This window comes from Verrucomicrobiota bacterium (assembly GCA_021413925.1).
GTDB lineage: Bacteria > Verrucomicrobiota > Verrucomicrobiia > Chthoniobacterales > UBA6821 > UBA6821.
Map to the genome: position 1 here is coordinate 175,451 of JAIOPL010000006.1, position 12,433 is coordinate 187,883.

Below are 12,433 nucleotides of genomic sequence, written 5' to 3' on the forward strand. Positions count from 1 at the left end.
AAGTCGCTTCCGCATCTCACTCACTAACTCAGGGGGGGCCATCTGGGCATCCTCCAGGGCCATGGTCAGAATCTCCCTCGCCTCCGCCTCCATCGATCGGCCATGACTTGCGGCAAAAACCCTCAGTCGTTGCTTCACCGGCGCCGCTAGATTTCGGATTGTGAGTGTCGTGCTCATGCTTAGATTATCATCATTGCTAGCACTGCTGTCAATGCGGGGCTAATAGGCTGAAGGACGGGGGTAGTTTCAGAACTTGTGCTCGGCACGTGTCAGCAATCAGAGGTCAGGGAAGTCGAGGGTCGAGGGTCGAGGGTTGAACCGATCGGAACTTGCGCTCCAACGGGATGAACCCGTTGGGGGCGGCCCATCAGCCTTCAGCAACTAGCAACTAGCAACCAGAGGTCGAGGGTCGATTTGTTTGCGCTCCAACGGGATGAACCCGTTGGGGGCGGCCCATCAGCTCTTCCATTACTCCGTGAAAAATTCCACCTTTAGCCCATAGGTCCGGGCCGTTTCCGCCTGGCGCTTGTCAGAGGTCAGGAATTCCGAGCACCCCAGGATCTTTCCGCTCATCACATGGAGGAGATCAAGGGTTCTGCATCCTGTGATGATCGTGGTTTTGGGCATGGCTTCCAAGGCCTCCAGAACCACGGCTTCCAAGGAAAGATCCGGGCGGAAAAAATTTCCCTCCATCAGGAGGTTCCTGACAAAACTCTGGGCATCTTTGAGCTGCCTGACGGTGATTTCCTTTCTGAAAAGCTTCGCATGAAGTGTGTTCTCAAGTTCGACTTCGACCAAGCGGGTATAAGGTACTGGTGCTCGCCTTTGAGCCAACCATCCCGCAACCATTGCGCTTAACGGCTCATCGATGACCAGTTTCATTACCAACCCCGTGTCCAAATAGGGCCCACTCATCGTTCGCCGCGCAGCTCGTCCAGAAGTTGACTGGTTGAAGTACCCTTGATCTTTTTCCCCTTCCACAACTTCTTGAGTTTCTCCCCGTGATCCGACCAATCCACCGCCCTGGATTTGAAATCCAAAGGCCTCGCGGGAACGATTCTGGCCACGGGAACCCTGCGACTCAGCACCTCAATCTCTTCGCCCCTCTGAACCAAGCGAATCAAGGCTGAAAAGTGATGCTGGGCGTCCCTTATCGTGGCGGTTCTCATGACGCACATTTTGCCATACATTCCCATGATATCAAGCATGATCGGAGGCTGAAGGCGAAAGGCGAAAGGCGAAAGGCGAAAGGCGAGGGTCGAGGGTCGAACCGATCGGAACTTGCGCTCCAACGGGGCGAGCCCGTTGGGGGCGGACTGCGGATCCCCTCCCCCGTGGGCTTGTCCCATGGGAAGGAGAGTTCTGATCCGGGACTAGACCTGGATCGACTGACGGGAATAGGAGGAGAAACTTCCCACGTAAACCCGATCCGAGAAGAGCCTCAAACCAGACGCTCTGTTCAATGCCCGCCAGCACCCCTCTGCAATCTCGGCGGGCGACCGGAGGGGATTCCCTCGGAACGCCAGATGCACGTGATCGGGCATGAACGACATCGACTTGAGGGCAATCTCCTCCTCGTCCGCCCACTCGGGGATGGCGGAAGCAAGTTTCGGAAGGAAATCCTCCCTGCCGATCCTCCACCGGCTACCGGTCACTGCCACGAGATGGAGGTTGTACCAATATCGGCCGCGTGCGGACTCGGCAGGGTCTTCCAAACGGACGGAGGGAAATTCCCTGCTGAACTCCGCCAGTGTCCGGGCGTAATGGGGATCGGCAAAGTCGCCGCGCTTCTGCTGCAAGGTGAGGTAGCGCTCCACCACGCTGTCGGTATTCTCTCCCAGGGAGCGCATACCGACTTTGCGGGACCATTGCACGGGAGCGCCCGACTGTCGCATGGCGTGGTCAAGCCTCCCCTTGACCCGCATGGCGAAGAATGCCGGCGAGACAGCGGGCTCGACTTCGAAGCTCATCTGAACGAAGTCACGTGACCATCGGCATCCAAGTCGACGGAACCCGTCCGCGAGCCAGAGGGGGTCGATTCCGGAGAGGTCGGGCTGGTCGGGAAGAGAGGCGCCGGATCCGGAGGGCCACCCGTCCCATGTGTAGAGCAATCTGTGGACGAGTGGCATCCTGCGAGGTCGCACTTTCATAGGAAGGTAAGGTTGCATCGAGTGTGTTCGATGCAAGGGGGAACTTTCGCTCCAACGGGGTGAACCCGTTGGGGGCGGCGGCCCGGCCTCCCGATCAGAACTTGCGCTCCAACGGGGTGAACCCGTTGGGGGCGGCGGCGGGTCCACCTTTCCACCTTTCCACCTTTCCACCATTCCACCTTCCTGATTAGATTTTCGGTTTACCTCCATGCCGAACAACTCCCCCACCCCGCTTCGTGCCCGCCACTCACGCTCTGCGTTTCTCGGACGCGCTCTGGGGTTCCTTGTGCTGGGGGCTTTCCTGACCCCGCTTGCCATCCATGGAGCGGATTCGCAGGCTGGCCCCACGGCGCAGGAACGGGCCAAGGAATTGGAAGCAAGGAAAGCGGCGATCGATCGCGACATAGCAACTCTTGAGGCGCGTAAGAAGCGCCCTCTCTCGCCCGAGGTGAGGCAGAAGCTGAACGCCAGGTTTGATGAGATCATCAAGAATAAAGGCTACAACGATGCGAACGGCGCGCTCTTTCAGAATGCCGTGGTCGAGCTTGTTGCCAAAAATGAAGGGATGACGGGAAAGCCCTCGGCGATCGACTCCTTGATTGCCTTCAGCCAGCAATTGGCGGAACAGAACACGGATCTCATCGTGATCCCGGTGGAAAACGCGGTCACCCTGCATGCGCACAAGCTCGTGCCGGGACAAATCGGCCCGAAAGACGATATCTGGCCGGCTTACAACGATGGCCTGCTTGCGTTGATGAAGGCGAATGTCGAGGTCATCGATCTTGCCGATCCGTTTGCCGACAAACTCCAATCCGAAGGGGTGGACTGCTTCAACAAGTATGACCACCATTGGTCCACGGCGGGCATCCTGGAAGCTTGCAAGATCCTTGGCGAGCGACTCCAGCGCTACGGCTTCGCCAATGAGGCTGCCGATCAGAAGTCCCGTTTTACAACCAAGGAGGTTGATTTCCCGACGCCTTTCCAGATCTTCTCCCACAACGATATCATCCCTAAGAAGGAATACGGTGATAATGCCACCAACCCTGAGAAATATGGACTGCCAGCCACGATCAAGGTTCAGCAGGTCATGCTGGATGGCGCCGTTTTCGACAGCGTCACGCAAAGCTCCAAGAGCGAGCGCATCGATCCCGTGCTTGTCATGGGAGACAGCAATGTCATGCACTTGTCCAGAACAGTGAAGAACGATGTCTTTGGAGCGGGATTCCCGGAGCATCTTTCCAGGACCTTGGGGATTCCCGTGGCCCGGAGAGATGAAGCCAATGGCGGAAATCTTGTTCCCCGCCGCTATGGCGATCGCTTCGTCAAACAAAGCCCGCAGCCCCGGGTTGTCATCATCGCCTTGACCCGCGCAGCCATGACGAAAGACTGGCAGGTCATCAAATTCCCCTCAGCCAATGACAGCAAGGTTGCGCCATCGGCATCCTTCGTGAGGTCGGATAGCACCACGCTGGGCGATTGGAAGGGCAAATATGGCAAGGACGGCTTCTTCATCGTCGGTGCCAAGTCAGCGCCCCCGGCCTATGTCTGCTTCCACGGCGCTCCCCAGATTCTTCCTCTTACGAATGACATGTTTTATAAATACGCCGAAAGCGGTTTTAAAATGCAGGTGATGGATGTTTTTAAAAATGCCAAGCCTTCGCAAGCAATGCTTCCAGTTTACCTACGCTTGCCTGAGCCGGTGGAGGGAAAAGATCTGAGTGGGAAGGTCTGGATCAATCACATGGGCAACCGCATGGCGATTGATCTGAAATTCCAGGATGCCGAGGAGCATCAAGTCGCCCTCTATCTTTCCGACATCGGAGGCCACAAAAATGTGATCGGCGTGGAGGTGACTGAACAGGAATCGGGCAAGGTGCTCGATCCCAAGCGGGTCTTTGATGTCCAGCGTAGCGGAGCCTACGCGGTGTACAATGTCCGCGGCCAAGTGCGCTTTATCCTCAACAGGGAGAGCAGCGGTGGAGGGCCGCAGGTCGGAGGATTCTTCTTTGATCCCGTGGAGGGCGCTGCGCCCAAAGGCGCTGCTTGGTCGGCACCGGTCACTGCGCGGGTCAAGTTCCTGAGTGCCGTGCCGGATCCCGGCAAGACGGTTTACAAGGATGCGTTGACCACGGCAGTCTTCACGGTGGTCGAGTCGCAGAATCCGATATTGCCGAAAGGTTCGGATTTCTTTGCCATCCAGCAGGTGATGCAGAACACGACACTGATGAAGGCCGCGAACCTGAAGCAAGGGCAGGAGTTGAAGCTGTCGCTTCAGAGCTGGGATGATGCCATCAAGGCCGATCCCAAGCTGGAATCCCTGCAGCGCATCGACGAGACGGAGTTCAATCCCAACCTGCCCATGGTATGGGTCAAGGACTTCGAAAGCGCCGCCGGTAAATGACCGGATGAGTTGCCGCGGAAACAATCCGGCCTAGCGAAGACATGGTTTTCAGTTCCCACATTTTTCTCTTCTACTTCCTGCCGCTTGCCCTGGGTGCGTATTACGCGCTCCACCGCGCGCAACAACGCTGGCAGAATGTCATCCTGATCCTCTTCGGTTACGCTTTCTACGGCTGGGCCGAGCCGCAGTTCATCCCGTTGATGTTCACGACGACCCTGGTGGACTGGTTCGTGAGCCTGGCCATCGCCCACGACAACTGGAAGGTCTGGCAGGTCTGGCATCAACCGGTGGTCCGCCTGACGGAGGGAGGTCCGCGCAGCAAACTGCAAAAACGAGCGATCACCGTCTCCATGACGGCGAATCTCGTCGTTCTGGGCTTCTTCAAGTATTTCAACTTCGGCGTGGACAGCTACAACGCCCTCGCCGCTTCGCTGGGCATGGAATCCTGGCAATGGGACACTTTCTTCCGGGTGGTCCTCCCGCTCGGCATCAGCTTCTACACGTTCCAGGCGATGAGTTACACGATCGATGTGTATCGCGGCGAGGCGAAGGCGATGCGGAACTTTGTGGATTTTTCCTGCTTCGTTTCCATGTTCCCGCACCTTGTTGCGGGCCCGATCCTGAAGTTCTCCTATCTCGCCGATCAATTGGAAAGCCGCACCCTGACGACGGAAAAATTCGCCCGCGGGGCCGCCTTCTTCGCAATGGGGCTGACCAAGAAGATCCTCCTGGCCAATCCCTGCGGCAAGATCGCGGACCTGAACTTCAATGCGGGATCCGTCGGCTTTCTGGATTCCTGGTATGGCGCGGTGGCCTACGCATTCCAGATCTATTTCGACTTCAGCGCGTATTCCGACATGGCGATCGGTCTGGGACTGATGTTCGGTTTCATCTTCGCGAAGAACTTCGACTCACCCTACAAATCGGCATCGATCACGGAATTCTGGCGCCGCTGGCACATCTCGCTCTCCTCATGGCTGCGCGATTACCTTTACATCCCGCTCGGCGGAAACCGCAAAGGCGAAGTCAGGACCTACATCAACCTGTTTCTCGTCATGCTCCTGGGCGGCCTGTGGCACGGCGCTTCCTGGAACTTCGTGATCTGGGGCGGCATTCACGGCTCGATGCTCGCCGTCGAGCGCGCGCACGGAAAGCACGGTTTCTTCACGCGGTTGCCCCGCCCGGTCCAGGTGGCGCTGACCTTCGTCATCGTCGTCTTCGCGTGGGTGTTTTTCCGCGCGCGGGATCTGCCGACCGCTCTCTCCTATTGCGGCAGCATGCTGGGACTCAAGACACCGCAGGCAAGCGAAGGCCTCATCGCCGGAGTCGTGTATCAACCCTACTATTTGCTCAGTTTCCTGCTCGCCGGCTTCATCGCCTGGTTCGGGGTCCAGACCTGGGATTGGACGAGGCAGATCACGCCCGCAAAGGCCGCGGTCATCGTGCTGCTCTTCTGGCTGGCGCTGGTCGTCATGGCCACGCAGTCGTACAATCCGTTCATCTACTTCATTTTCTAATCCATGTCCGACTCCCAGTACACCAGGATGACCCGCGAGGAGATCGCGGAGGAACAGGTTGGCAAAACGTCGATCAGCCGAACGATGGCGTATGCGTTGCTCGGCGCTTTTTTGGCGACGATCCTCTCGGTGCCGGTCACCCAGCATTGGATCGAGGTCCGCACCGGTTTTGCGGAGAAAGGCCATTGGGTGTGGCCGAAGGCCTATGACGCGCTTCGCATTCCCGGCAATGCGGTGAAGGCCTTCGATGATCCGGCACACCATGGATTCTGGGACAGATTCCAAGCGGCGAATTCCAGTTTCATGCGGGGCGTGAAGGCTTACGAAAAAGCGCTGGAGGAAGACTCCTTCGTCGCCCGCGCATCGCTCCCCCCCACCCAGGCGATGACGGCGGAGTTCCTCGGTCTGGGAAACGAGCAGGTCTACCTCGGACGCGACGGCTGGCTCTTCTATCAACCCGAGGTGGGCTATCTCACGGGCGAGGGTTTCCTCAACACCAATGTGCTCCGGAGCCGCAGCCGCACCGGTCACGCGGGAGAGGCATTGGTGCAGCCGAACCCGGTGAAGGCCATCGTGGATTTCAACGCCCAGCTGCGCGACCAGGGCATCCACCTCATCATGATGCCCGCGCCGGTGAAGCCAATGATCGAACCCGAGCGGTTGTCAAAGCGCTATCACGAACCCTTGCCGATTCCGCTGCAGAATGCCTCCTACGGGGAGTTCCTCAGGCAGCTCAAGGCCGCTGGCGTGGATATGCTGGATGTCTCTCCCGCCCTCGCGCAGGCCAAACTGGCGTCGGGTGAACCCCAATTCCTGACAACCGACACGCATTGGACCCCCGGGGCCATGGACATGGCGGCGGGCTTGTTGGCCGAACATGCCCGGGGGCTCGGTCTTCTGGACGGTCCCGGGCTGACACTGACGCGATCCAACCAGCCTGTGAGCAACACGGGGGACATCGCCGCCATGCTGAAGCTGCCCGCCGACTCGCATCTCTACCCCAAGCAGTCGGTGATCGTGCAACCCGTTTGGAACGGCAATGCGCCGTTCCAACCCGATCCCGCCGCCCAGATCCTCGTGCTGGGCGACAGCTTCTCGAACATCTACTCGTTGGAAGCCATGGGCTGGGGCGCTTCCGCGGGTTTCGTCGAGCAACTGGCCCATCACCTGGGCCGACCGGTGGATGCGATTCTTAGAAACGATGCGGCCGCTTTCGCGACTAGGGAATTGCTGGCAAAGGAACTTGCGCAAGGGAAGGACAGGCTGGCCGGCAAAAAGATCGTGGTTTGGGAATTCGCCATGCGCGAACTCGGGGTCGGGAACTGGAAAATGATTCCCTTGAAGCTCGGCGGGAAACGCGAGACCGGCATGTATATTCCTGCTGCCGGCAAGACAGTCGAAGTCCGCGGCGTTGTGCGTGCGGCGTCCACCGCCCCACGGCCGGGATCCGTGCCCTACAAGGACCATATCGTCATGCTCCATCTGGCGAACCTCGAATCGCCGGATGACCCGGCAGCCGCCGGCAGGGAAGCCGTCGTCTTTGTCTGGAGCATGCAGGACAACAATCCCACACCCGCCGCGCGCCTGCGCTCAGGCGACACGGTGAAACTGAGTCTGCGTCGGTGGGCCGACGTGACGGCGAAATACGAGGCGATCAACCGCAGCGAACTCGAGGACGAAACACTCCTGCTCGCCGAACCGAACTGGGGCGAGCCTCTCAAGTAAACCTTACCATTCCATCCTTATGTTCAAAAAAACCACCCTGCTAGCAGGTCTCGCCTCCCTCGCCGCTCTCGGAGCCGTGCAACCTGTCTCCGCCACCACCGCAACAGCCTTTCAGGAAACCTGCGCCAAGCAGGCGGCCTCGGGGGACACCCAGTCCATCGCCACCGACAAGGGCTGGAACTTCCTGAGAGCGGAACTACGGCATCTCGGGGTCGGCACGTTCTGGGGAGAAGCGGCGGCCAAAGTTTCCAAGGCCTCGTCGCCCGACAAGGCGGACCCCCTTCCGGCGATCGTGGACTTCAACGACCAGTTGAAGGCCGCCGGCGTGGAGCTCATCCTCCTTCCGGTGCCCTGCAAGGCGGTGATCTACGCCGATCAGGTTGATCCCGCCGCCAAGGATCGCCTCGATGACGCTCATCGTGCGTTTTATGCCCTGCTGCGTGAAAAGGGCGTGAAGGTGGTTGATTTGACCGACCTTTTTCTCGGGAAAAAAACAGAGGGACCGCTTCTCTACTGCAAGACCGACACACACTGGTCCCCCTACGCCTGCGAACTCGCCGCAAAAGCCGTCAAAGAACAAATCGGCTCACCGGCATGGCTCAAATCAGATGCCTCCGCGTTTTCCAGCCGTCAGGAAGCCCGCGTGATTACCGGGGACCAAACCGACGGGAAAGGCTCGGAGGAACTGAAGGCGCGCGTGGTCTCGGCGCCTGCCGGAAAGTCAACGATCGACAAATCCAGTCCGGTCCTTCTCCTGGGGGACAGTCACACCATGGTTTTCAATGCCGGCAACGATCTGCACGGCACCGGGGCAGGACTGGCCGACCAACTGGCACTGGACCTTGGGATTCCCGTTGATGTGATCGGAGTGAGGGGCTCGGGAGCCACCCCCGCACGCATCAACCTTCTGCGCCACATCAAATCCGAGCCGGGCTATCTCTCCGGCAAAAAGGTCGTGATCTGGTGCTTTGCCGCCCGGGAGTTCACGGAAAGCACGGGCTGGTCCGTTCTGAAACTCGCCCAGTAAGGCGGCCTCTGTTTTTATACCATTTCCATGATTAGTCTGGTGGAATTAGCGAAGGGATTTTGGTGATGGGCTAGGCGGAAGACCGAGGGCTATCTGAAGATAACCCGAGGGATGACAACAACGCCCATCGCCGAAAGAACCAGCTGATTTCACCGGAATAAGAGTGGAGATGGTATTACTCAGTCGGGCGACGCAAAGCAGCGGCGCGCTTTACCTTGTTCGCTTGGCTACGCACTCAGCATCCATTCCCTCATGCGGGGTTTTTCCCATGGCATGCGTGGCATCCAGGCGATCCAAGAGGCACCGCCGGTGTTTTCGTCTGCGGCTGCCGCCAATGAAATAGACGATCCTTTTGCGCTGGATGGCCAGCTTGTGATGGCTGGCAATATGCCATCCGCCATCCAGAAGAAAGAAGCCTGCAAAGTGTTTCAGCACGAATGAGTCGACGCAGGAAAGGAGCAGGGCCGTCGTGTGAGCCCCGTTGGAAAAACCTCCCATCAGACTTCGCTGCGGATCGAGATTGGGGACCGCTTTGAAGAGAGCTTTGAGCATTGTTTGATAACAGCGAGCGATCAGGGGATAGTCGTCGTATGCACTGATCAACAAGCCGTTGAATATCTCGGAAGAATCCAGACCCTTTTTGAAGAGCGGCATGGTCACTGCAATAAAATCCTGATCCTCCGTTAGCCGACGGACATAACTGATTTCGCTCTCGGTGACCTCGCCGCCCTCACCTCCCGTCAAATAGACCAGCAGAGGAAATCGAGCGTCCGGAGTGTAGTTTCGGGGCAATGACGCAAGAAGTCGCGGCTGGATTTCTTTGCCGCGGAACACGCCGCACAGCGTATTGGGAAGCTCCGGGAATCGAAGATCCAAAAGCTGGCCGGGCCGGAGTGATCTTCCACGCTTCATAATTCCTATAATTCCTTGCGTCGTCTTATCTTTTTCCAAACAAAAAGTTTATCCTGTCAGAATCCCCTCCGTCGTAAAATCGGGGATTTCTCAAGGGTTGCCCCAGCGGAGAATCTTCGGTTCCCCGAGGCTCTCCGGCCAAGGCAGAACGGTGGGGATGCCGGGATAGACATCAAAAAAGTTATCAGGCAACGGCCGGTCGCCATCCAGGTCGAGGCAAATCCGCCATGCGAAGCTGTTGCTGGTGAAAGTGGCAAAGCCGTTGGCGACTTCTACGCCGACATTAGCCTGCGGCCATTCCATTTCCCGGAAGAAGGGTAGAACCAAGGCGTCGCGCGCCACCTCCGACCCCTTGTGCACCAACCGCGCGAAGGCGACATGCTTGGTAATCCCGAGAGTGTCCCATTCGGTGGCAGAAAACTCCGCAAGGACCGTGCTGGCGTTGCCCGGGAGCTTCACAGGGATGGTGCGCTCGAAGGGATAGGTTCCCTTCAACTCAAGCAGGCCAAAGTGCAGTTCCGCCTCGATTTCGGGTCCATCGTTCACGCCGAAGATGCGAACCGTGTCGTTCTCCCGAACGACCACCACCGACTCCCGCTGGAAGGCGCGGCGAACGGGCCAGAAAGCCGGTGTCCGGTTGGCAAGGGCATCGATGATCGTCCAGCTTCGCGAGCAGGGCCAGATATCATTAAGCATCCAGAAGACGGCCGCAGAGCTGTCGAACATCCGGCGGCGGAAATTTTTGATATACTCGGCCAGTCCGGAGCCCTGAACCACCCCCGCCCAATACACATAATCCTCGATTGTCAGATCCTCGACTTTCTTGCCGAGCCATTGCTCGAGCATGAGGTCTGGTGAGTAGGCCGGGATGTTGTCCCAGGCGGTGAGGCTGTTGTCGTGAAGTTCCCAGGCGAATGAACCGGGTTTTTCCTCCCCGCCTGCCAGCGCCGCACGCACGGCTGGCAAACTGTTTGGCCCCAAAATACCGCCTTCGTTCGGGAACCGGCATGGCATCTCGCGATACTTGCGAAAATCATTGTCGCCAAAACCGACCTGCCAAGGATGTTGATCCCCCCAGAGGTTGTGGTTTGCCGTTTCACCATCCGGCGAAAAGGGCGAACTCGGCTGGTAGTAGCGGCCGGGATCCTCCGCGCGAAGAATTCGCGGCAAGACCAGGTGGTAAAGCGCATAGTCGGGGTAGGCGACGCCTTTTTCATATTCCCACTCCCATGAACCCCATTCGATCTCGTTGTTTCCGCACCAGATGATGAGGCTCGGATGGTGGGCCAAACGACGCACTTGGTGCGTGGCCTCGACGCAGACATCGGCGAGGAAATGCTCATCGGTGGCGGGGTATTTGAAGCAGGCGAAAATAAAATCCTGCCAGACCAGAATGCCGCGCTCGTCGCACAGGTCGTAAAAATCCGCGCCTTCATAGACGCCGCCGCCCCAGACCCGCAGGAAATTGCAGTTGGCCTCAAGCGCAAGATCTATGAGCACTTCATGGCGACTGCGATTGATCCGGCTCAAGATGAGATCCACGGGAACATAGTTCCCCCCCTTGCAAAATATCGGCTTTCCATTCACCTCAACGGTGAAGAAACGCCCCTCGACGGGATGCGGAAGCTGATTGATCCGCACCTCGCGAAAACCTACCCGGCGGGTATCGCCGCCAAATTGGCCCGAGGCGTTGTGGAGTTCCACCCGCACCGTGTAGCGCGTCTGGGAACCATGCCCCACCGGCCACCACAACCCGGGATTTTCCATCGAGAGGCTGGCCTCCAGGGTGTTCATTCCCGGAGCGAGCGTCACTTGACGGCGTTCGGTCTGTCCCGTTTCATCGATGCGAAGGAGGATCTCGGCGGAGAGTTCGGCTTGGCCGAGATTTTCGGCAAAGAGACGGGCCTTCACCTGACCGCGTTTGGTCTCCAAGGAAAGGTCGGTGGTGACGCTCAGGTTTTCCCACCGGACACCGGAAGCGATCTCCAGGCGCACATCGCCAGGGATGCCGACATTCATGAGCCGCGGCGACCAGTCCCAACCCTGCTGGCTTTGGGTCTTGCGCAACCAAGGCGTCTTTGCGAGGCGATGGTTCAGGCGCAATCCGTAGCCATCGGCGGCGCGGTCCATCGTATGAAAGAGCCCCGCCTCCACCTGCACCACGATCTCATTGGTTCCGGCACGGAGTGCATCGGTGGCCTCCACTCTCAGCGGATGAAAGGCATTGGCATGCGAGCCGAGGGATTTCCCGTTGAGGTAGACCGAGGCCGCCAGATCCAGCGACTCAAAAAACACCCAGGCCCGCTCACCGGCCGCCAGCTCGGGAGCCTCAAAAGTCCTGCGATAATACCAGATAGTTTCCTCCACCCAGCGGCATGCCAGCACATTGGTGCCGAGGTTCGGCTCGGGAATGACTCCGGCCGCAATCAGCGATTCATGCACGCTGCCGGGGACATTCGCGGGCCAGGCGCGGTTCCACTTGACGTCTCCCGCAAGCACACGGGCGATTCGCTCGCCCCGCTCACCATCGTTCCATCGGATCTGCCACTCACCATTCAGGGAAATTATCTTGTTCATTTATTTAAAAGCGGTCGGTCGGAGGCGTTGAGAAACGGTAATCCTCTTCCACTTGCGCGGAATCATTCAACCGTAATTTGCATTGGGAATTCCTGAGATCATGGGAGGCGGCGTTAAGGAAACG

Annotated in this window: 9 protein-coding genes and 1 pseudogene; 4 read left to right on the forward strand and 6 right to left on the reverse strand. The window is 58.6% G+C overall.

Going from position 1 to position 12,433, the window contains the following annotated elements:
- Positions 1-54 precede the first annotated feature (54 nt).
- The 4 genes and pseudogenes from K8R57_04485 to K8R57_04500 all read right to left on the reverse strand — a co-directional run bounded on the left by K8R57_04485 (position 55) and on the right by K8R57_04500 (position 2,129).
- Positions 55-177, reverse strand: a pseudogene (locus K8R57_04485) (plasmid stabilization protein).
- A gap of 291 nt (positions 178-468) precedes the next feature.
- Positions 469-882 carry a type II toxin-antitoxin system VapC family toxin gene (locus K8R57_04490; protein ID MCE9587553.1) on the reverse strand — a complete coding sequence of 138 codons (414 nt, stop codon included), beginning with the start codon at positions 880-882 and terminating at the stop codon, positions 469-471.
- A 29-nt stretch (positions 883-911) separates the two neighbouring features.
- On the reverse strand, positions 912-1,349 hold the full coding sequence (locus K8R57_04495; GenBank protein MCE9587554.1) for a type II toxin-antitoxin system prevent-host-death family antitoxin: 438 nt from the start codon (positions 1,347-1,349) through the stop codon (positions 912-914).
- Positions 1,350-1,373: 24 nt separating this feature from the next.
- A complete protein-coding gene (locus tag K8R57_04500; GenBank protein MCE9587555.1) occupies positions 1,374-2,129 on the reverse strand; it encodes a transposase in 756 nt (251 codons plus the stop codon).
- A gap of 229 nt (positions 2,130-2,358) precedes the next feature.
- Here K8R57_04500 and K8R57_04505 point away from each other — a divergent pair, with 229 nt between their 5' ends.
- The 4 genes from K8R57_04505 to K8R57_04520 are packed head-to-tail and all read left to right on the forward strand — an operon-like array spanning position 2,359 to position 8,820.
- Positions 2,359-4,551: a hypothetical protein gene (locus K8R57_04505; protein ID MCE9587556.1), complete on the forward strand. Its 2,193-nt coding sequence runs from the start codon at positions 2,359-2,361 to the stop codon at positions 4,549-4,551.
- Between the two features lie 41 nt (positions 4,552-4,592).
- Positions 4,593-6,068, forward strand: coding sequence for an MBOAT family protein (locus K8R57_04510; GenBank protein ID MCE9587557.1), 1,476 nt, complete (start codon positions 4,593-4,595; stop codon positions 6,066-6,068).
- A gap of 3 nt (positions 6,069-6,071) precedes the next feature.
- Positions 6,072-7,793 carry a hypothetical protein gene (locus K8R57_04515; GenBank protein ID MCE9587558.1) on the forward strand — a complete coding sequence of 574 codons (1,722 nt, stop codon included), beginning with the start codon at positions 6,072-6,074 and terminating at the stop codon, positions 7,791-7,793.
- Between the two features lie 19 nt (positions 7,794-7,812).
- Positions 7,813-8,820, forward strand: a complete 1,008-nt coding sequence (locus tag K8R57_04520; GenBank protein ID MCE9587559.1) for a hypothetical protein — start codon at positions 7,813-7,815, stop codon at positions 8,818-8,820.
- Between the two features lie 210 nt (positions 8,821-9,030).
- Here the strand turns inward: K8R57_04520 and K8R57_04525 are convergent, their stop codons facing one another.
- Entirely contained in the window at positions 9,031-9,732 is a 702-nt protein-coding gene (locus K8R57_04525; GenBank protein MCE9587560.1) for a hypothetical protein, read from the reverse strand.
- A gap of 90 nt (positions 9,733-9,822) precedes the next feature.
- On the reverse strand, positions 9,823-12,309 hold the full coding sequence (locus K8R57_04530; GenBank protein MCE9587561.1) for a hypothetical protein: 2,487 nt from the start codon (positions 12,307-12,309) through the stop codon (positions 9,823-9,825).
- Positions 12,310-12,433 lie beyond the last annotated feature (124 nt).

Excerpts from the sequence above, each read along its gene's own strand:
- K8R57_04490 (MCE9587553.1), bottom strand. The coding sequence starts at position 882 with ATGAAACTGGTCATCGATGAGCCGTTAAGCGCAATGGTTGCGGGATGG.
- K8R57_04495 (MCE9587554.1), bottom strand. The coding sequence starts at position 1,349 with ATGGGACAAGCCCACGGGGGAGGGGATCCGCAGTCCGCCCCCAACGGG.
- K8R57_04500 (MCE9587555.1), bottom strand. The coding sequence starts at position 2,129 with ATGCCACTCGTCCACAGATTGCTCTACACATGGGACGGGTGGCCCTCC.
- K8R57_04505 (MCE9587556.1), top strand. The coding sequence starts at position 2,359 with ATGCCGAACAACTCCCCCACCCCGCTTCGTGCCCGCCACTCACGCTCT.
- K8R57_04510 (MCE9587557.1), top strand. The coding sequence starts at position 4,593 with ATGGTTTTCAGTTCCCACATTTTTCTCTTCTACTTCCTGCCGCTTGCC.
- K8R57_04515 (MCE9587558.1), top strand. The coding sequence starts at position 6,072 with ATGTCCGACTCCCAGTACACCAGGATGACCCGCGAGGAGATCGCGGAG.
- K8R57_04520 (MCE9587559.1), top strand. The coding sequence starts at position 7,813 with ATGTTCAAAAAAACCACCCTGCTAGCAGGTCTCGCCTCCCTCGCCGCT.
- K8R57_04525 (MCE9587560.1), bottom strand. The coding sequence starts at position 9,732 with ATGAAGCGTGGAAGATCACTCCGGCCCGGCCAGCTTTTGGATCTTCGA.
- K8R57_04530 (MCE9587561.1), bottom strand. The coding sequence starts at position 12,309 with ATGAACAAGATAATTTCCCTGAATGGTGAGTGGCAGATCCGATGGAAC.